General features: G+C 62.9%; 18 protein-coding genes. 14 read left to right on the top strand and 4 right to left on the bottom strand.

What is annotated here, in order from left to right; all coding sequences use genetic code 11:
* Positions 1-2: 2 nt before the first annotated feature.
* Positions 3-230, bottom strand: coding sequence for a hypervirulence associated TUDOR domain-containing protein (locus tag JOE60_RS08715; RefSeq protein ID WP_167267092.1), 228 nt, complete (start codon positions 228-230; stop codon positions 3-5).
* Between the two features lie 235 nt (positions 231-465).
* On the opposite strand from JOE60_RS08715, the gene JOE60_RS08710 reads away from it, so the two are divergent.
* From JOE60_RS08710 to JOE60_RS08700, 3 genes are read left to right on the top strand one after another with little or no spacing between them, the layout of a single operon-like run.
* Positions 466-1,518, top strand: a complete 1,053-nt coding sequence (locus tag JOE60_RS08710; RefSeq protein ID WP_167266843.1) for a 3-oxoacyl-ACP synthase III — start codon at positions 466-468, stop codon at positions 1,516-1,518.
* Entirely contained in the window at positions 1,512-4,178 is a 2,667-nt protein-coding gene (locus JOE60_RS08705; protein WP_167266845.1) for an alpha/beta fold hydrolase, read from the top strand. Before JOE60_RS08710 ends, JOE60_RS08705 begins: the two co-directional genes overlap by 7 nt.
* Positions 4,175-5,149, top strand: a complete 975-nt coding sequence (locus JOE60_RS08700) for an NAD-dependent epimerase/dehydratase family protein (protein WP_167266847.1) — start codon at positions 4,175-4,177, stop codon at positions 5,147-5,149. Before JOE60_RS08705 ends, JOE60_RS08700 begins: the two co-directional genes overlap by 4 nt.
* Here the strand turns inward: JOE60_RS08700 and JOE60_RS08695 are convergent.
* Entirely contained in the window at positions 5,146-6,414 is a 1,269-nt protein-coding gene (locus tag JOE60_RS08695; protein WP_338112567.1) for a glycoside hydrolase family 26 protein, read from the bottom strand. The genes JOE60_RS08700 and JOE60_RS08695 overlap by 4 nt on opposite strands.
* 297 nt (positions 6,415-6,711) lie before the next feature.
* On the opposite strand from JOE60_RS08695, the gene JOE60_RS08690 reads away from it, so the two are divergent.
* On the top strand, positions 6,712-7,140 hold the full coding sequence (locus JOE60_RS08690) for a MarR family winged helix-turn-helix transcriptional regulator (protein WP_204814889.1): 429 nt from the start codon (positions 6,712-6,714) through the stop codon (positions 7,138-7,140).
* Between the two features lie 9 nt (positions 7,141-7,149).
* Here the strand turns inward: JOE60_RS08690 and JOE60_RS08685 are convergent, their stop codons facing one another.
* Positions 7,150-7,890, bottom strand: coding sequence for an ANTAR domain-containing protein (locus JOE60_RS08685; protein ID WP_336109355.1), 741 nt, complete (start codon positions 7,888-7,890; stop codon positions 7,150-7,152).
* Between the two features lie 143 nt (positions 7,891-8,033).
* A complete protein-coding gene (locus JOE60_RS08680) occupies positions 8,034-9,497 on the bottom strand; it encodes a protein adenylyltransferase SelO (RefSeq protein WP_167266849.1) in 1,464 nt (487 codons plus the stop codon).
* Between the two features lie 157 nt (positions 9,498-9,654).
* Between JOE60_RS08680 and JOE60_RS08675 the strand changes: the two genes are divergently transcribed.
* From JOE60_RS08675 to JOE60_RS08630, 10 genes are all read left to right on the top strand, one after another.
* Entirely contained in the window at positions 9,655-10,677 is a 1,023-nt protein-coding gene (locus JOE60_RS08675; protein WP_167266851.1) for a DUF808 domain-containing protein, read from the top strand.
* A gap of 9 nt (positions 10,678-10,686) precedes the next feature.
* Complete coding sequence (locus JOE60_RS08670) at positions 10,687-11,436, top strand: dienelactone hydrolase family protein (RefSeq protein ID WP_167266854.1); 750 nt, start codon at positions 10,687-10,689, stop codon at positions 11,434-11,436.
* Between the two features lie 92 nt (positions 11,437-11,528).
* Positions 11,529-11,813 carry a DUF3040 domain-containing protein gene (locus JOE60_RS08665; RefSeq protein WP_167266857.1) on the top strand — a complete coding sequence of 95 codons (285 nt, stop codon included), beginning with the start codon at positions 11,529-11,531 and terminating at the stop codon, positions 11,811-11,813.
* A gap of 204 nt (positions 11,814-12,017) precedes the next feature.
* The gene (locus JOE60_RS08660) at positions 12,018-13,091 is read left to right on the top strand and encodes a LacI family DNA-binding transcriptional regulator (protein ID WP_167266860.1); all 1,074 of its coding nucleotides are present in this window, start codon (positions 12,018-12,020) and stop codon (positions 13,089-13,091) included.
* A gap of 81 nt (positions 13,092-13,172) precedes the next feature.
* The gene (locus JOE60_RS08655; protein WP_167266863.1) at positions 13,173-14,846 is read left to right on the top strand and encodes an ABC transporter substrate-binding protein; all 1,674 of its coding nucleotides are present in this window, start codon (positions 13,173-13,175) and stop codon (positions 14,844-14,846) included.
* Between the two features lie 84 nt (positions 14,847-14,930).
* Positions 14,931-15,908 (top strand): ABC transporter permease, encoded by a 978-nt coding sequence (locus tag JOE60_RS08650; RefSeq protein ID WP_167267100.1) that lies wholly within the window; start codon positions 14,931-14,933, stop codon positions 15,906-15,908.
* 8 nt (positions 15,909-15,916) lie between these two features.
* Positions 15,917-16,876 carry an ABC transporter permease gene (locus JOE60_RS08645; RefSeq protein WP_167266866.1) on the top strand — a complete coding sequence of 320 codons (960 nt, stop codon included), beginning with the start codon at positions 15,917-15,919 and terminating at the stop codon, positions 16,874-16,876.
* Positions 16,873-17,844, top strand: coding sequence for an ABC transporter ATP-binding protein (locus JOE60_RS08640; RefSeq protein WP_167266869.1), 972 nt, complete (start codon positions 16,873-16,875; stop codon positions 17,842-17,844). Before JOE60_RS08645 ends, JOE60_RS08640 begins: the two co-directional genes overlap by 4 nt.
* Complete coding sequence (locus JOE60_RS08635; RefSeq protein ID WP_167266872.1) at positions 17,841-18,941, top strand: ABC transporter ATP-binding protein; 1,101 nt, start codon at positions 17,841-17,843, stop codon at positions 18,939-18,941. Before JOE60_RS08640 ends, JOE60_RS08635 begins: the two co-directional genes overlap by 4 nt.
* Complete coding sequence (locus JOE60_RS08630) at positions 18,938-20,476, top strand: glycoside hydrolase family 32 protein (RefSeq protein WP_167266875.1); 1,539 nt, start codon at positions 18,938-18,940, stop codon at positions 20,474-20,476. Before JOE60_RS08635 ends, JOE60_RS08630 begins: the two co-directional genes overlap by 4 nt.
* Positions 20,477-20,483: the final 7 nt, after the last annotated feature.

The following is a 20,483-nucleotide window of genomic DNA, read 5'->3' as shown; positions in this document are numbered from 1 at the left end:
CGCTACTTCTTTTCGGATGGTTTGCCGGATGCTTCCTTCAAGGCCGAGGCCTTGTGTGCCGCCCGCGCGCCGGTATTCTCCGACTCCACCACATACTGCGGCTCGTCGTCGCTGGCGCGGTGGGTGTTTCCCTCGAGCTCAAAGTCACTGGTCTTCTTTTCCACGATCTTGCCGTGGGTTTTGCCTTGCGGGGTGTTCCATTCCACCCTGGTTCCCTTGCTCAGTGCCATGTCCGCTCCCGGTGTGGTTGTTGGGCTCTTGGGCCGATCCCCAATAGTAAGCATGATGATGATTTTCTGGGTACCCTGGCCGCGGTGCAGGGCACTCCCACTTTTCTGTCATGCTTAAGGGTCTCCATTTTTCCGCGCAGCGAATGCCGCGGAACATAGAGGCAAGCCAAACCCGCCAGCGCACACAGCGCAGCCGGGCTTGGAACTGCGCTAAAGGGGTACAGTCACCGCATGCATGTGGGACAGAAACGAACAGGGGCTTGAATTGGCAGGGAACGCAACCTTCAGGCACAGCAACACCGCTCTGCTGTCGGTTAGTAGCGTCGAGGCTCCGCGGGTGGTCAGCTCATCGGACTTTGACCGGACGTTGGCTTCAACCCTTAAACGGCTGAAGTTCCCTCCCCGACTCCTGGAGCGGGTTGCAGGCGTGACACACCGCCGCTGGTGGGCCGCAGGGACGTCCTTTGACGACGCCGCCGTTGAGGCCGGCGCAAAAGCCCTGGCCGACGCCGGCATCGAGCCTTCCGAGGTGGGTCTGCTGATCAACACCTCGGTGACCCGCAGGAACCTTGAACCGTCTGTTGCGGTGAAGATCCACCACGACCTTGGCCTGCCGTCGTCGGCCATGAACTTTGACTTGGCCAACGCCTGCCTGGGCTTTGTCAATGGCCTGATCCTGGCCGCCAACATGATTGACTCCGGGCAGATCAAATACGCCGTGATTGTCAACGGAGAGGACGCCCAGGTCACCCAGGAAGCCACTCTGGCCAGGCTCCAACGCCCCGAAACAACACGGGAAGATTTCAACCGCGAGTTTGCGACGCTCACACTGGGCTCGGGAGCAGCAGCGGCCGTCCTGGGACCAGCCGACGAGCACAGCGGCGCGCACCGCCTGGTTGGCGGCGTCATGAGGGCCGGAACCGAACACCACGAATTGTGTGTTGGCGGCATTGACGGCATGACCACGGACACCAAAGGGTTGCTGGATGGCGGCCTGGAACTGGTGGTGGATGCTTGGCACGAGGCGCAGCCGGAATGGAACTGGGGCGCCATGGACAGGTATGTCACCCATCAGGTCAGCAACGCCTACACCCAGGCCATCATCAGCGCCGTGGGGCTTGACCCGGAAAAGGTACCCATCACGTTCCCGCACTGGGGCAACGTGGGCCCGGCTTCGCTGCCCATGACCCTCGCCGAAGAGGCCCAGTCCCTGAATGCCGGTGACAGGGTGCTCTGCATGGGGGTTGGTTCCGGCCTCAACGCCGGCATGTTGGAAATCATATGGTGAACGGCCCCTGGCCCGGAGTGGATCCGCGCTGGCCGCGGACCCTCAATGTCCCCTCCACGTCCGGCGTTGACGCTCCCGGAACGGTACACCGCTGGCACTTCCTGGACAATGGTCCCGAACTGGCCGAGCGTGGCCTCACACCCGTTGGAACGTTGCTGTGCGTCCACGGAAACCCTACGTGGTCCTATCTTTGGCGCAGCCTGCTGGCCGCCGGAGTGCAGGAGTCCCAGCCGTGGCGGGTAGTGGCCGTGGACCAGCTGGACATGGGTTTCTCCGAGCGTACAGGTACTTTCCGCCGTTTGGCCGATCGGATCAACGATCTTGGCGACCTCACCAGTGCGCTTAATATTGACGGGCCCGTGATCACCGTGGGCCACGATTGGGGAGGCGTGATCAGCCTCGGGTGGGCTTTGGCCCACCAGGACCAGCTTGCCGGCACAATCCTCACCAACACGGCCGTCCACCAACCTGCGGACTCCCGCATCCCCGCAGCCCTGCGGCTGGCACTCCACCCCGCCGTCCACCGATGGGGTACCACCACAACAGATTCCTTCCTGCGGGTAACCCACGCGTTGGCTCACCCGCCGTTGCCTTCGACGATCCGCGAAGCGTACATGGCACCGTATCTGCGCACTTCGCAACGCGGCGGAGTAGGGAACTTTGTGGCTGACATTCCCGCCGACCCCACCCATCCGAGCTTCCCTGCTTTGGACGCAGTGGCAGAAGGAATCCGCAGCCTGAAACTGCCGGCGCTGATGCTCTGGGGCCCCCGGGATCCCATCTTCTCCGACCGGTATCTCAAAGACCTGGTAGGCCGTCTCCCCCACGCCGATGTCCACCGCTTTGAAGGTGCAGGCCACCTCGTTGCCGAAGACAGGGACATCGCGGGACCCATCTTCCAATGGCTGCGAATCAACGCGTTTTCCGGAGAGTCCCCCAAGGCCGCGGCGGCAACTGGCGAGCGTCTCAATCATGCTGTGCCCTTCCGTCCCCTCTGGCATCTGCTCGACCAGCAGGCTGCCGGTCCCATGGGCCCTGAGACTGCTGTTGCAGAAATGGCGGACGACGGAACCCTGGGCCGTTCACGGACGTGGAGAGAGCTGCAGAGCGAGATCGCCAACCTCGCCGCAGGTCTGCAGGATGTGGGCGTGGTCCGCGGCAACCGGGTGAGCCTCATGGTTCCGCCTGGCGTGGATCTCACCGTTGCGCTGTACGCCTGCCTGCGTGTGGGAGCAGTCGTGGTGGTGGCCGACGCCGGATTGGGAACCAAAGGTTTGAGTCGCGCCGTCAAAGGGGCTGCTCCGGATTTCATCATTGGAATCGATAAGGCACTCATGGCAGCTTCCCTTCTTGGCTGGCCAGGCCGGAAGATCAGCGTCAAGGATCTCCCGGCCAGCCGCCGTCGAATGCTCGGTGCAGTGGCGTCCCTGGCCGAATTGTCCCGCCGCGGCGCCGGCCGGGGTGCCACTGCCGGACATGACACGGACCCTTCCGCGCCCGCTGCTGTGCTGTTTACGTCCGGATCCACAGGTCCGGCCAAGGGTGTTCTCTACACCCACGGGCAGTTGGCGTCGACGCGGGATACGCTGGCCGAGACCTTCGGCATCAGGCCGGGCGCGCGGTTGGTTGCCGGATTCGCACCTTTCGCACTTCTGGGGCCAGCACTGGGAGCGGTCTCGGTGACACCCGCAATGGATGTGACCGCGCCGCGGACGTTGACTGCCTCTGCCTTGGCCGAGGCCGCCGCCGCCATTGAAGCCACCGTGGTGTTTGCCTCGCCGGCTGCGCTCCGCAATGTGCTGGCCACCAGGGACACCCTTGGTCCTGATTCCACAAACGCCTTGGGCACAGTGGAGATGCTTCTGTCCGCGGGCGCGCCCATCTCCTCGTCCCTGCTGGAGGAAGTTCAGGACCTGCTTCCCCTGGCCCGGCTTCACACCCCGTACGGCATGACTGAAGCCTTGCCGGTGACCGACATCAACCTGGCAGACATCCACAAAGCAGAAGCAGACGCTGCCGCCGGAGCCGTCCGTGGAGCTGGTCACGGCGTGTGCGTTGGCATGGCGGTGCACGGTGCGCAGATCGCCATCGCCCCCTTGGCCCACGATGGCACGGCGGCGGATAATGCCCTGGTCACCGCGGCAGGCGTCTCTGGGGAAATCCTTGTCAATGCGCCTCACGTCAAAGACTCCTATGACAGGCTCTGGTTGACCCAGCAAGCCGGGAGCGGCCCCACAGGCTGGCACCGTACCGGCGATGTGGGGCATCTGGATGATCTGGGCAGACTCTGGGTTGAGGGCCGCATGCAGCACGTGGTGACCACTCCGGATGGCGCACTGACACCAGTTGGGGTGGAACAGGCCATTGAACGGGTCGAAGGCGTAGGTCTGGCAGCGGTGGCCGGTGTCGGACCAGCCGGCACGCAAGCCGCGGTGGCGATCGTCGAAACCGTCCCCGCAACCCGCACCGCGGGCCCCGCACCTGCGGGCCTGGCCCATAAGGTGCGGGAAGCCGCAGCAGGAGCGGGAGCAGCTGTTGCTGCGGTCCTGGTGGTGCCTGCCCAGCCGACGGACATCCGGCACAACGCGAAGATTGACAGGACCCGCCTGTCAAGTTGGGCAGCCAAGGTATTGGCCGGCGGGCGCGTGGGCAAGCCGTGAAGGTCCTTGTTACCGGCGCCAGCGGAATGCTGGGCCGGGAAGTTGCCCGGCTGTTTGTGGAGCACGGCCATGAGGTGGCCACCTTCCAACGGCGTTCCTCCGGAGTGGACGGAGCAACCGATATTCGTGGCTCCATCAGCGAGGACCAGCCTGTCCGGAATGCCGTGGCCGGAGTTGAAGCGATCATCCACTTGGCTGCCAAGGTTTCCTTCACCGGAAAAGCGGCGGAGTTCCACAAAGTAAACGTTCAGGGAACCCGTCGTTTGCTGGCACATGCACGCTCAGCCGGCGTGCGGGACGTGGTGTTTGTTTCCTCTCCTTCGGTGGCCAATTCCGGGCGGGCAATCATCGGGCTTGGGGCAGAACCTGCAGACCCATCGAAGGCGCATGGTCATTACTCCCGGACCAAGGCAGAAGCCGAGGTTTTGGCCTTGGCCGCGGATTCACCTGAATTGCGAGTGGCCGCCGTGCGTCCCCACATCGTGTGGGGACCGGGCGATACACAGTTGGTGGAAAGGGTCATGGCCCGCGCCTCCCAGGGGCGCCTTCCGCTGCTGGATGCCGGTGCCGCACTGATCGACACCACCTATATAGACAACGCGGCCTCGGCGATTGCCGCAGCCCTGGTCCGGATGGAGCATATCCACGGCAAGGCGGTGGTAGTGACCAACGGTGAACCCAGGCCTATCGGCGAATTGCTGGCCGGGATCTGCGAAGCCGGAGGAGTTCCGGCTCCGGCTTGGTCCGTTCCGGGCAAGCTCGCCAGGGCAGTGGGATCCGTGGTGGAACGGCTGTGGATCACGGCGGGCCGGAACGACGAACCGCCGATGACCAGATTCCTTGCCGAACAACTCTCCACCGCACATTGGTTCGACCAGCGCGAAACACAGGAGCTTCTGGCGTGGAAGCCCGAAGTATCGCTGGATGAGGGCCTGGTGAAGTTGGCCGAGCACTACCAGCCAAGGAGCTAGGGAGTGCAGGCTGATTCCGGTCCGTAGCGGAACCAGCCAGGAAGGGCTGCGGTGAAGGCATCCCGAACTGCCGGTGTATTGGTCACCGTCCAATCCACCCGTCCCTTGACTTCACTTTCGTTCTTGTCCCACTCAAACCAGTTGATCATTTTCAGCTGGGGAAACCGCTGCGGGATGGACGGGTCAAAAAGCTGCTCCCACCAGGCTTCCTTGATCTCCAGCTCGGCGGGTTGTTCAGCACCCGGAGTGGGCTTCACAGCTCCCGGAGCAAAAAGCGCTGCAGTCTCGGGCACGGCCACAGGCTTTCCATGAAGTTCGCCATAAACGCCATAGAAATCGGGCAGAAGGGTATCGTCCCCGTTCGCGCCCGCGTAGTGACCGGTCAACTGATCTGCGAACTTGTTGGGCTCCGGACGCTCATTCTCGCCCCACGGATAGCTGTTGCCCCAGTGGTAGAGCGACATGCCTACCCAATCCACGGCGTCGTCCCCCGGGTAGTACGGTGCATAGGGATCATCGGCCATGGTCAGGACGCCATCGCCGTTGGTGTCCAACGCGGAGAAACCGATCGTGCCGGGCTTGGCTTCATACTGTCCGCCGGCAAAAGGGTATCCGCCACCGTAGTTGGGGGCCCACATGGTGGCTGAACCGGGAGCAATAGCATGGATGGCTTTGGCCATGGTTTGAAATGCAGAGACGTATTTCTGCGGCTGCTGGGACCAGGCGTACCAGGAGCCGTTCATCTCATGGGCAAACCGCACAATCACAGGCACGCCCTGGCTGTTGTAGCCTGCCAGGTCCCTTGCCAGTGCAGCAGCGGTCTCGTCAGTGACACCCTCCAGGCCTCCAGTGGGCTCAAGAGTCAAAAGCATCATCTGACCATCTGCGCGGATCTGCTCCACTGCCCGCCCAAGATCTTCTTCATCTTTGGACGTCAGGGGGAATCCGGTGAAGGAAACACTCACGGCGGGCTTATGGCCAAGATCGGCGGCAAATGTTTCCAAGGACTTGGAATGCCAATCCAGGTTCACGCCGAACAGGGCGCCCGTGTCCGGAACAAGTCGCTCCCTGGGCAGGACCTGACAAGCGGCCGCTGCTTCGCTGTCATTGTGCTTCTGCGCCAGGCCGCCTGCGAAGTTCACTCCCGCAACACCCAGCACCGCCAGGCCGACAACCACGGGGAGGGCGAAAGCACGCCATAACTCCGTACGGTTCGCATTTTTCGCCCCGCGATCGCTTTCGTGTTGCTCCCCCACAACGGACACCAGACCCTTCCTGAGCAGCGGCTCCGTCCCATCATAGGTTGGTGCCGGTCAAACAGTTCACGGCTCGCCTGCCCGACGTGATGACTTGGCAATCGGTGAACGGGATGACTACTCTGGAATCCATCAGTATGCTTATTAGATAGGTTCATGGCCTCGCCGCAGGAGGCGGTTACCCGCTACCGGAAGCATCGGAGGCCCGAAGCCGGATGGATGACGTGAAGGAGCTTGCAGATTCTTTCGACCAGACGCCAGACTCACAGACCCACGCCACACCTGCGAACCAGCCCGGGTGCTCCCATGACCACTCCTGACGTGGGACGGTGGCCCAATACGCGCCTGCTCTCCGCCGCTGCCCGGCTGGTGGAGCAGCACTGGACAGAACGACTCAGGGCTTTGGGGCTGGGAATGCAGGCTGTGACGGTTTTGGACGCGTTGGACGCCGGCGGCCCAGCGAGCCAGGATGATCTGGCCACCGCACTGAGGCTCCAACCCCGGCTCATTAACGCATCCCTGCTCAGGCTGGAGCTCAGGGGTTGCGTGACCCGAAGGATGTCGGAACCGGAGCGGAGCAGCCAGGCGATAGACATTACGACGGCGGGCAAGGAACTTTTGCAGGAATGCCGGGATCTGGAGGGGCAGGTCCTCGAGGGACTGGCCGTGGACATGGACGGGCTCCGCGGGGACCTTGCGGCCATCATCAGGAAGGCCTCAGGAGCTCCCGAATAGGATTTTGTCCTAGTTGTCGAACACCGTCCGCGGACTCGTGTCGCCCACGGTCTTGGCTGAAATGATGTCCTCGGCAACACCATGCAATTTCTGGTTGCGGTTTTGGGAAGCTTTCAGCAGGAAATCGAACGCCTCCTCCTGCGAACAATTGCTTTGGGCCATGATGACTCCGCAGGCCAAATCAATGACGGTCCTCCGGACCATGGCTGCCTTGAGGTCTTCGGCGAGCAAATCCGCCGTCGCGATCCGCAGGGCGAGCCTGAGCGCCTGCGCGGCGATATCTGCAAAGACCATGGCCTCTTGGACAGCCACCTTCGAAAAGGCGTTCCTGGCGGGAGAAAAGAAATTGAGGGCCGCAGCGGCGTCATTTCCCAAAACCAAGGGAACTCCCAAGGCGCTGTGAACCCCTGCCACCACGAGGTCCTTGGCGTACTTGGGCCATCTGTCGTCGGCGCCGGCGTCAGCAAGCAATATCGGCGCCTCAGTGGACAGGGCTGCCTGCGCTGGACCTTCTCCTATGCTTTGTTCAACACCGTCAAGAAGGATGGCTTCATCGCTGCTGCCCGCAACGGTCAAGGCGCGCTTGCGCCGCCAGAGGGTAACTGCACACTCCACCGTGGCGCCGGTGGCCCGGCTCATGGTGGTGGCAGCGTAACGGGTCATGCCGTCCAGGAAGCCCTTGACATCGTCAGTGCTGGTGATCAGGTGGTGAAGCCGCTGAAAGTCGTCGGCTTGCTCGTCAGTGGGCACGGTGAGCGACCCTCCGGATGAAGGATGGATCGCCGGGCTTCTTCAGCGTGAATTTTCTTCTTTACTATGCGTGATTTGCCGGCATTTTTACAAGTTGCCACAAGGGCGCCTTGGTAAGAATTGGGGTCTACGCCCCGCTTGCACTAGGTTCCGCAGAAGGTCCGGTAAGGGCCCAAGGCCTCCGGGGCGGGGGTGGCGTACTTTTCCCATCCCGGCCGTTCCTCGAAAGGGCTCGCCAAAACGTCCAGCAAGAGTTCCGTGGGCGCCATATCGCCCTCCGTCGCCGCTTCCAACGCCTCTTCCACCAGATGGTTTCTAGGGATGTAGGCCGGGTTGATCGAATCCATGGCGTCGGCATCGGGACCGAGGGCACGCCATCGCACGAGCCATTCGTCAAATGCGGCCAGGTCCACAACTGCTCCGCGGGCCGGCTCAAGGTGGCCCCGCGCAGCTTTGGCCAGGCTGCGGAAGAAGGAGGTGTAATCGACGCGCGACTCCCGCATGAGGTCAACCAAACCGTCCACCAGGGCCGAGGCCTCCCCAGGATCACTGTCCGCGCGCAGACCGATCTTGGCTTTCATGCCGTCAAACCATGCGGCGCTGTACTGGACCCGGAACTCGCCCAGTGCGTCCACCGCCAAGGACACCGCCTGCTCCTCGTCATCGTGGAGCAAGGGGGCCAGGGCTTCAGCGAAGCGTGCCAGGTTCCATTCCGCCACCAGCGGCTGGTTCCTGTAGGCGTACCGCCCCGCTTCGTCAATGGAGCTGTACACCGCTGCCGGGTCGAAGCCGTCCATGAATGCGCAGGGACCGTAGTCGATGGTCTCGCCGGAGATGGTCATGTTGTCCGTGTTCATGACGCCGTGCACAAAACCGACCAGCATCCACTGCGCCACCAGCGTGGCCTGGACCCTGATGACACCCTTCAGGAGTCCGAGGTAGCGGTTGCCGTCTCCTGCCGCCGGCCGGTGGTGGCGGTCAATTGCGAAATCGGCCAGGCGACGGAGCAAGTCCATGTCATTGGTGGCCCGGGCATATTGGAAACTGCCCACCCGAAGATGGCTGCCGGCCACTCGTGTCAGAACGGCGCCGGGGAGCATCACCTCCCGCTGAACAGGGCGCCCGGTCCCCACCACCGCGAGGGACCTGGTGGTGGGGATTGCCAAAGCATGCATGGCTTCGCTGATGATGTACTCGCGAACCATTGGTCCCACAACCGCAAGCCCATCACCGTTTCTGGCAAAGGGCGTCCGGCCGGAGCCCTTGAGGTGAATGTCCCGGATCGCGCCATCGGTGCCGGCGACCTCACCCAGCAGAAGCGCCCTTCCGTCCCCCAGCCGTGGTGAGTACCAACCAAACTGGTGCCCTGCATATGCCTGGGCCACCGGCGTCGTACCTTCCGGCAGGCGGTCTCCAATCAAAAGCCGCACGCCCTCCGGGCTGCCCAGGAAGTCCACATCAATACCAAGCTCGACGGCGAGTGGCTGGTTCAGCATCAGAAGCTGCGGTTCAGGAGCTTCCGCAGCCTGCCACGGGACCGACAGTTCCGGAAATGCCGTGGCAAACCGGGCCTCGAACGTGATGGTTTCCCGCGCGGTGTCACTCATCTTCAAAGACTACCGGCTGCGAAAAAACCCTTGGCTGCCCAACCGGCCCCACGTCATGAAACGGCCAGCCCCCGTATACTCCGATCATGCCGATCACGCATTCCCGCCATAAACCCAGCGCCCCCATCCACAACCTCCAGCAGCAGGAGTGTGCCCGATGAGTGGCGGCCTGGTTGCCCTCTTGGACGATGTCGCGGCACTGGCCCGCATAGCTGCCGCTTCGGTGGACGACATCGCCGCCGGCGCCGCAAAAGCGGGAGCGAAGGCTGCCGGCGTCGTCATTGACGATGCCGCCGTCACCCCGCAGTACGTCTCCGGCGCGGACCCTTCCCGCGAACTGCCCATGATCAAAAAGATCTTCTGGGGTTCCCTGCGCAACAAACTGATCATCATCCTGCCTGCCCTCCTGTTGGTGAGCGCCTTCATTCCCGGCATCATCCCGTTCATCCTGATGTTGGGCGGCACATACCTCTGCTATGAGGGCGCAGAAAAGGTGTGGCACAAACTACGCGGCCATTCCTCCGCCGGAACGGCTCCTGCAGTCCAAAGAGGCCCCGAGGCCGAGGCCAAGGTCACCAAGGGTGCCATCACCACCGACTTCATCCTTTCCTGCGAGATCATGGTCATTGCCATGAACGAAGTAGCCACCGAATCCCTGTGGGTCCGGGCTTTCATCCTGGTGGTGGTGGCGATCGCCATCACTGTGCTGGTGTACGGAGCGGTTGGGCTGATCGTCAAGATGGACGACATCGGCCTCCACCTGACCACCAAGGATTCTGCCGGATCCAAGCGCTTCGGCCACCTGTTGGTCAAGGGAATGCCCAAGGTTTTGGCCGTCATTACCCTGGTGGGAACCATCGCCATGCTGTGGGTAGGTGGACACATCATGCTGCAGGGCGCGCATGACCTTGGCTGGTATGGCCCCTACGACCTGGTCCACGCCTTGGAGTCACCTTTCGCGGCAATTCCGGTAGCCGGCGGCTTCCTAGCCTGGCTGGTAAACACGCTGTGCTCGGCAGTTCTGGGTGCTGCATGGGGGTTGCTGGTCATGGTGATCATCCACCCACTGCTCAAGCTGCTGCCGTTTGCCAAGAAGAACGACCACCACGAAGAAGGCGACGTACGCGCCGCCATGGCCGGACATCGAACCGGCGTGCCGGACAAAGACCCTGAAGCATAAGGCTGGTAAATGTACATCTCCATTCCTGCCGCGGACGGCACAGCGGAGGCCTTTGTTGCCCGCCCCTCCAGCGGCGCGGGCACATCGCCCGGAGTCATTTTTTACATGGATGCGTTCGGCATCCGGCCCCGCATCGAGGACATGGCCCAGAGAATCGCCGACTGGGGCTATGTGGTCCTGGTGCCCAACGTTTTCTACCGTGAAGGGTCGATCTCCAGCCTTGCACCGGCCGCTGATATGTCCACTCCGGAAGGCAGGGAAGCAGCCGGCAAAGCTGCCTTTCCGCGCGTCGGCCGGCTGACGTCGGACAAGGCCCTGCCGGACATCCAGGCATGGGTCTCCGCGCTGGCGGAGCTGGACGGCGTGGACTCCGGACCCATGGGAACTACGGGTTACTGCATGGGAGCCCGGTTGGCTGTGCGCACCGCGACGTCATTTCCCCACAAGGTTGCGGCCTGTGGCGGCTTCCACGGCGGTGGCCTGGCCGGCGACGCACCCGACAGCCCGCACCGCGAACTCGGCAAAGCGCGGGCCCGCTTCGTCTTTGGTCACGCGGACCATGACCCCAGCATGGATCCCAAGGCCGTCGAGGTCCTGGGCGCGGCCCTGGCAGAGGCGGGTCTTAACGCAACCAATGTGATCTATAGCGGTGCACCGCACGGGTACACCATGGCGGACACCTCGGCCTATCATCACGAGGCCACGGAACGGCACTTCCGTGAGCTGCGGGCACTGCTGGACGGCACGCTCAAGAGCTAAGCATCGCTGCCATGCTTTGTCCGGTGTGACTTTCGACCCTGTTGCTCCCCCTCCAGCAGCGTGACGCTGGAGGGGTGAACAGGAGGCCGTCCATGGAACTTTCACCTTCCGATAAACAGGCATTGGACACTATCGCCGCAGGACTGGAGGCGGACGATCCCGCATTCGCAGTCCTCATGAGCACCAAAGACCTGAAGCGCGCCCGCAGGAGGATCTATCTCCGTGGGGTGGTGGTGGCCTTCTGGGGCCTGGGACTTCTCCTGACCAGCTTTCCCTTGGGCAGCCTGCCCCTGGGCGTCCTCGGTTTCATGATGATGGGCGGCGGAAGCTACTGGGCAACATTGTTCATTGACGACGTATTTGCCCGGCTTCGGTGACGGCGATCCTGAACACCCCCAGGCCGTCCATCTCTCAATAGCGTCGGAGTGCAACCGGCTGTTGACATTCCCCAAGTAACGCGCGTAACCTGAATCACATGTTCCGGTAACGCGCGTTACCCACAAGGTTGGCGAAGCACCGGGACTCTTTCAGAGCCCACCTATTCTGGCTAGCCCAGTGTCGAAGAAGACCCGGAGCATTCGATGGCGAAAAGTACTCCTTCCCCCGCTGCAGCACCCGTGCGGCAGCGGGGAGTCACCATGAATGACGTTGCCAAACACGCCGGCGTTTCCCGCACTGCGGTTTCCTTTGTCCTCAGCAACCGTGAAAACGCGAGCATCTCCGAGGAGACCAGGGCGCGCATCAACCACGCCGTCCAGGAACTGGGCTACCGCCCCAACGCCGGAGCCAGGGCCCTGGCATCCCAGCGAAGCGACTGGTATGGGATAGTCACCGAGATCGTGACTGCACCCTTCGCCGTCGACATCATCAAAGGAGCCCAGGACCAAGCATGGCTTGACCGTAAGTTCCTGCTCATCGCGCCCTCCGACCAGGCCGATGCTGTAGGACCGAACAAAGGTTTGGAGGACGCCGCCACGGAGAAACTCCTGGAACAACGGGTGGAAGGACTCCTGTACGCGGCCACCTTCCACCGCGCGGTCCACGTTCCGGCCAGCGCCAACGAGGTACCAACCGTCCTCATCAACTGCTTCGATGCTGACGGGAAGTTGCCTTCAATCGTCCCGGACGAGCGAGCAGGCGGCAGGATCGCCGTCGAACGTTTGCTCCGGGCCGGCCACCGCCGGATCGGAATCATCAACCTGGACCCGAACATACCCGCCGCCGTCGGGCGGTTGCAGGGTGCACGGGACGCGCTGGAAGCCTCCGGGCTGACACTTGATCCTGAGCTGGTGGTTTCCGGAAATGCCACCGCAGACGGTGGCTATGAGGCAGCATGCCGGATACTTGACCGCTATCCGGCAGGCGCGGGCCGGCCAACAGCCCTCTTCTGCCTCAACGACCGCATGGCGATGGGCGCCTATGACGCCATCAAGGAGCGGGGACTGACCATCCCTGCCGACATCGCAGTGATCGGCTTCGACAACCAGGAACTGATTGCTGCCTACCTCAGGCCCAAACTGACCACGGTTGCGTTGCCCTTTGAAAAAATGGGTGCCCTGGGAGTCCAGACACTCGCCGCTCTAACAGCAGGACAGCCGATCCTTGCCGACCAGCAATTGGTCGACTGTCCGCTGCTAGAACGCTCTTCGGTCTGACCGCTAAATCATTACCCGAAGAGCAAACCCCTTACCCACCCCTTCACCTTGGACGATGAAGATAGGAAAGAGATAACCATCATGACACAACCCCGATTCCTGAGGGCTGCCCGCGTCACAGCGGCCAGCCTGGCAGTTGGCGCGATGCTGCTGACCGGCTGCGCGGCAACGGTCAACAAGACCAGCGGCACAGACGCCGCTGCCAACGCCAACGCGTTCCTCACCATCCCCCGCGAAGACATGGGAACGTTCGTCCAGAACTTCAATCCTTTCGCACCAACCGTGAACCCGATGGTTCAACAGTCCATTTATGAGTCGCTCCTGATCTTCAATCCGGCCAAGGGAGATACGGTTCCGTGGCTCGCCACCGAATGGAAAGCCGCGGACGACGGCAAGTCGATCACCTTCACCCTGCGTGACGGAGTGAAGTGGTCCGATGGGCAGCCACTGGTGGCGGACGATGTCGCGTACACCTTCGAGCTCCAAAAGAAGTTCAAGGGCGGCTACGAGTACCTGGATACCGTGACCGCCGACGGCAACAAGGTCACGTTCACTTTCAACAAACCCTGGTCCCCCGCCCTCTATGATGTGGGCCAGCTAAGCATTCTGCCCAAGCACATCTGGTCTGCACTGCCTGACCCGGAAAAGGATGCGAACGCCAAGCCCGTTGGCACCGGTCCGTACACCGAGGTGGACAGCTTCCAGGCCCAGTCCTTCGTGCTCAAGAAGAATCCGAACTACTGGCAGCCGGACAAGCAGAAGATCGCCGGCATCAAGATGCTCGCGTTCGCCGGGAACGACGGCGCCAACCTGGCCGCCGCCAACGGCGATGTTGACTGGGCGCCCCAGTACATCCCCAACATCGAGAAGACCTTCGTCTCCAAGGACAAAGAGCACCGCCAGTACTGGTTCCCTGCCACCGGGTCCATGATCAATTGGCAGCTGAACACGGCCAAGGCACCTTTCAACGATGTCGATGTCCGCAAGGCGCTCAGCATGGCTGTGGATCGGGACCAGGTCACCAAGATCGGCATGAGCGGCTACGCCCAACCGGCCGACTGCACGGGCCTGTCCGGCAATTACGAGAAGTGGAAGAACGCCTCGATCAAGGACAACTGCACGTGGACCAACCACGATGTCCAGAAGGCCAATGAGCTCCTGGACAAGGCCGGGTACACCAAGGGCGCTGACGGTAAGCGGACCCTCAAGGACGGCAAGCCCTTCGAATTCAAGATCTCCGTGGGGGCGACGTCATCGGACTGGCTTTCTGTGGCCAACGTGATCTCCCAGAACCTGGCCGACGTGGGCGTCACCGCGAAGGTGGACTCCCCCGATTGGGCTGCCGTGGTTGCGGGATACGAGTCAGGCGATTTTGATTCCGGCATTGTCTGGTCCGCCAACGACCCCAGCCCTTACAAGTACTTCAATACCTCCATGGGCTCAGCCACGGTGAAACCGGTGGGTACCAAGACGTTCGACAACTACCACCGCTTCGGTGACCCCAAGGCAGACGCCCTGCTGGCGGAGTTCGCTGCCGAGGCTGACGAGTCCCGGCAGAAGGACCTCGCCAACAAGCTCCAGGAAGAGTACAACGACGTCGCGCCGCTGGTGCCGCTGTTCTCCGGCCCGGAATGGGGCGCGTTCAACGACACCCGCTTCACCGGTTGGCCCACCCAGGACAACGCGTATGCCACCCTTTCGGTCCGCGCTCCCACCACGGTCCTGGTGCTGACAACGCTCGAACCGCGCAAGTAACGCGCCTCTGACTGCGCGCCCGGCGGGCACCACCCGCCGGGCGCTGCACCCACACTTATCCCCACTTCCCGAATGGAGGGAACCGTGCGCTTCATCCTGCGCCGTCTGGGTTTCTATCTGATCGCCTTCTGGGCATCGATCACCCTGAACTTTATGCTCCCGCGCTTCATGCCGGGCGACCCCGTCTCACGCATGTTTGCCCGCTCCCAGGACAGAATGCAGCCCGAACAGATCGAGGCGCTCCGCAAGCTTCTGGGGGTGGACGATCGCCCTTTGTGGGCGCAATACGTCGACTACATGCACAACATCTTTACTGGCCAGATGGGCGTCTCCATCTCCCGGTTCCCCACCCCTGTCACCGAAGTGATCTCGTCGCAGATCGGCTGGACCCTCCTCCTGGGCGGAACAGCACTTGTCATTGCCGCCGTGGTTGGCAACCTCTTGGGCATCCTTGCCGCGTGGAGGAGGGGCGGGGCGATCGACTCCGCGCTTCCACCGTTGCTGGTGTTCATCGGCTCCTTCCCCTACTTTTGGCTCGCCATGGGGGCGCTGTACCTGTTCGGCGTCGTCCTGGGCTGGTTTCCCATCCGCCATGCGTTCACCGACGGCCTGGAGCCGGCTTTCACTTGGGAGTTCATCGGCGACGTCGGAGCGCACCTTGTGCTGCCGGCGTTGACGATCGTCCTGGTCTCCATCGGTGGCTGGATGCTGGGCATGAGGAACACCATGATCGCCACCAACTCCGAGGACTACATCACCATGGCCGAAGCCAAAGGGCTGCGACCAGGCCGCATCATGCTCCGCTACGCCGCCCGCAACGCCATGCTCCCCTCAGTGACCAGCTTTGGTATGGGCCTGGGCTTCGTGGTCGGTGGCGCCCTGCTCACCGAAGTGGTGTTCGCCTACCCAGGGGTTGGCTACCAACTCCTCAACGCCGTCCAAGGCCTGGATTACCCGTTGATGCAGGGACTGTTCCTGACCATCACCGCCGCGGTTCTCCTGGCCAACTTCCTGGTGGACATCCTTTACGTCCGCCTCGACCCGCGCGTGCGCAGCAACTAGGGGCCACCATGACTACTTTCATTGAAGAAACCGCCGCTGCACCTGCGGGCGGGCCGGTAAAGGCCCAGCGTCCCGGAGGAACCCGGCGCAAACCCAACCGCAGCTTTGTCCATGGCCTTGTCACCAACAAAAAAGCCTTGGTGGGAATGACGGTGATGGTGCTTTTCATCGCCATCGCACTGCTGGCACCCATCCTGTTCCCCGGCGATCCATCAAGAATCACTGCGATGTCCTCTTTGGAACCGTCTCCTGAACACTGGCTGGGTACAACCGCCAAAGGCCAGGATGTCCTTGCCCTGACGGTTCACGGATCCCGGAGTTCCTTGTTCGTCGGGCTCACTGTCGGCCTGGCGTCCACGTTCATCGGCATCCTCGTGGGGCTCGCCTCGGCCTACTTCGGCAAGTTCATCGACGAGGCATTGTCCCTGCTGACGAACATCTTCCTGCTCCTTCCCGGCCTGCCGCTGCTGGTCATCCTGGCCGCCTTCCTTCCGCCTGGACTGGGCACGGTCATCCTCGTCCTTGTCATCACAGGCTGGGCCGGTTCAGCCCGCGTCCTGCGATCCCAGGCCCTGTCCATCCGATCCAAGGACTTCGTAGCCGCAGCCGTGGTCTCCGGCGAGCGCGCTGGCCGGATCATGTTCCGCGAGATCCTCCCCAACATGGCCTCGATCGTCATGGGGACCCTGCTGGCCTGTGTCATCTACGGCATCGGCGCGCAGGCGGGGCTGGAATTCCTGGGCTTGGGAGACGTCAGCACGGTCTCATGGGGCAACAACCTCTTCTGGGCCGGCAACGAAGGTGCACTCCTCACGGGCAGTTGGTGGGTCTTTGTTCCCTCCGGCGTCTGCATCGCACTGGTGGCCTTCGCCCTGGCCCTGATCAACTACGCCGTGGATGAAGTCACCAATCCCCGTTTGCGGAAAATCAAGGCACCAAAAACCAACGAACGGAGCGCCGCCAAATGACTGTTTCCCAAGTCTCCTTCGGTTCCCATGAGCCGGTCCTGGAAGTCAAGAACCTTACAGTCAAGTACATCGGCGACACCCGCTCCACCACCGCCGTCGATCGTGTTTCCTTCAGCATCGGCACCGGCGAAGTCTTTGGCCTGGCCGGAGAATCCGGGTGCGGGAAGTCCACCATCGCCAACTCGATCATGCGCCTGCTGAAAGACCCGGCCAAAATAGCCGGAGGCAGCATCTCCTTCGGCGGCAAGGACGTCCTGGCCATGAGCCCGGAGGAACTGCGCCGGTTCCGCTGGCAGGACGTTGCCATGGTGTTCCAGTCGGCCATGAATTCACTGAATCCGGTGTTGACCATTGGCGAACAGATCGTGGACATCTTTACTACGCATGCAGGGTACTCACGCAGGGAATCACTGCGGCGGGCCGGGGAGCTCCTGGAGATCGTCAGGATCGATTCCGCGCGGCTGAAGTCCTACCCCCACCAGCTTTCCGGGGGCATGCGGCAGCGGGCGGTGATCGCCATGGCCGTTGCACTGAAGCCCTCGCTGCTGATCCTGGACGAGCCCACCACCGCCCTGGACGTGGTGGTGCAGCAGGAAATCATGGCCCAAATCAAGGAACTGCAACGCGAACTGGGCTTCTCCGTCCTGTTCATCACCCATGACATGTCCCTCATGGTGGAGCTCTCCCACCGTATGGCCGTCATGTACGGAGGGAGGATCGTGGAAACGGCCAAGGCACAGGACGTCTATTCGCAGCCCCGCCACCCTTACACCAAGGCCTTGATGGGTGCTTTCCCGCCCTTGAGCGGGCCCCGCGTTCCCCTGACCGGCTTGCCGGAGGGCGTGAAGTTCCTGGACATCCCGGATCTCACGGAAGTGGCGCCGGGTCACCTGGTGGCCCCTGTGCATGCCGGGGCATCCGCCAATCCCACCCACCTCCCCTTGCCCTTGGAAGGAGCCACCCCATGAGCACCCTCGCAGCACAACCATCAACCACCTCCGCAGGCGGGCTGGGTCCCGCCTTGGAAATCCGGGGCCTGGGTAAAAGCTTCCCCATCGGCGGGTTGTTCTCCCGGCAATCCGTCCGTGCCCTTCACAATGTGGATCTGAGCATCGGCCGCGGCCAAATCGTGGCCTTGGTGGGTGAATCCGGTTCCGGGAAGAGCACTCTGGCCCGGTGCGTGGCCCGCTTGGAAAAGCCAAGCACAGGTTCCATCCTGCTGGACGGGACAGACGTCCTCAAACGGGACCGCTTCCAGGCCTCGCGCTCCTATCGCTCCAAGCTGCAGATGGTCTTCCAGGACCCCTTCGGTTCGCTCAACCCCGCACACCGGATCGAGCACTTCCTGCGGAGGTCCTTGGCGATCCATCACAAGGGTGGTGCGTCCGAGGAAGCAATCCAGCGGCGGCTCGAAGAGCTGATGACAACCGTTGGCCTGCAAAGCGACATGCTTAACTCCTACCCGCATGAGCTCTCAGGAGGTCAGCGCCAACGCGTCGCGATCGCCCGGGCACTGGCCGTGGAGCCCCAGGTGATCCTGGCGGATGAACCCACCTCCATGCTGGACGTCTCCGTTCGGATCGGAGTCCTGAACCTGATGGCCAAACTCCGGGACGAACAGGGCATCTCCATGCTTTACATCACCCACGACCTCGCCTCGGCCCGCTACCTGGCAGACCGGATTGCCGTGATGTTTGCCGGCGAAATCGTTGAAGAGGGCGAGTCGCTGGATCTCTTGGCCAACCCCGCGCACCCGTATACACAGCTTTTGGTCTCCGCCGTTCCGGACCCGGCCCGGGCAGGTTCCTATGACCCGATCCGCCGGGCGGAACTGCGCCAGGCGGTGATGGCGTCCACGCACTGCGCTTTCGACGGCGACCCGCACCAGCAGTGTTCAGCGTCCGGGCCTGTCCGGCACCACGTGGGCGAAGCCGAAAACGGTCACTGGGTGCGCTGCCACCTGTACCGGCCCCAGCCCGGCAGCAGCGGCCACGCCCTGGCTACGGAGCCTTTGACCACCGAACCGCAGGCGATCGAATCAACAGAGAGCAAGGCCTCCGCATGACTGAGCAGATCCATCCCCTTGCCACCGTTCCCCGCGACGAGCTCGTGTCCCGCGCAGAGGCCGATCCCCTGCGTCCGCGATTCCATTTTGTGTCACCGGGCGGATGGCTCAACGATCCCAACGGTGTCAGCCACTGGGACGGCACCTATCACCTGTTCTACCAATACAATCCTGAGGGCGCCTTCCATCACAGCATCCATTGGGGCCACGCCACCAGCACTGACTTGGTGACCTGGACGGACCAGCCGGTCGCTCTCAGCCCGTCGGAAGGTCCCGATGCAGAGGGTTGCTGGTCCGGTGTGGTCGTCAACGACGGCGGCGTACCCACCGTGGTCTATTCGGGCCGATCCAACGGAAGGGAACTGCCTTGCGTGGCGGTGGGCTCCCCCGATCTCTTGGTCTGGACCAAAGATCCCGGCAATCCCGTCATCGCAGCCCCTCCGGCCGGCGTCGACATCACCGCCTACCGGGACCACTGCGTCTGGCGCGAGGGCACCACCTGGCGTCACCTGGTGGGCTCCGGTATCCGAGGCCGGGGTGGTACGGCCTTCCTGTACGAATCCGGGGACCTGCGGTCCTGGAACTATGTGGGGCCGCTGTTCATCGGCGACGCATCCCAGGGGGACCCCGCCGGCACGGACTGGACCGGAACCATGTGGGAATGCGTGGACCTTTTCCGGGCCGACGGTGCTTCCTTGGGCTCCGTCCCAGCCAGCGGCGCACCGGATGTGCTGGTCTTCTCAGCATGGGACGACGGCGACACCCGCCACCCGCTGTACTGGACAGGACGCTACTCCGGGGATAGTTACACCCCCGCGGAACTCCATCGCCTGGACTACGGAGGACGGTTCTTTTACGCCCCGCAATCCTTCCTTGACGACTCCGGACGCCGGATCATGTTCGGGTGGCTGCAGGAAGGCCGGTCCGATTCTGCCATGGTGGAGGCCGGTTGGTCGGGGGTCATGAGCCTCCCCCGCGTCGCCACACCGGCCCACGATGGAACCCTGGCTTTCGCACCGGTTCCGGAACTGGAGAATCTGCGCACCAGGCACGTGAACGTCAGCGGGAGGGTCCTGGTGGCTGGCGGAACACCGTCAGTGACGGGGGTATGCGGCAACCAGCTTGACCTTGAACTGGACCTCCAACTGGCCCCGGGTTCGACACTGCAACTCGGAGTGCTGGGAACTGCCGACGGCACCGAGACCACGCTCATTGAACTCATCCGAGCACAAGATGACTCCCCCGGCACCCTCAGGCTGGACCGCAGCCGCAGCAGCCTGGACCTGTCAACGGATGCCGAAGAGAAGACCGGACCGGTCCCCCTGCCGGATGGGCGTGTTCACCTAAGGGTCCTCATTGACCGCTCGGCGATCGAGATCTTCGCCAATGGCAAGCCCCTCACGGCCCGCGTTTATCCCACTCTGGGTGGCCAGCATGTCAGTCTGGCAGCCTCGACGGGCACGGTCCGCTTGGTCTCCATGGACGCTTGGGCAATGCGGGACGTCTTCAACGGTCCGCGGCCCCTCTTTCCATAGATATGCC

Source organism: Paenarthrobacter ilicis (genome assembly GCF_016907545.1).
Lineage (GTDB): Bacteria > Actinomycetota > Actinomycetes > Actinomycetales > Micrococcaceae > Arthrobacter > Arthrobacter ilicis.
This window is presented reverse-complemented; position numbering and strand designations above follow the sequence as displayed.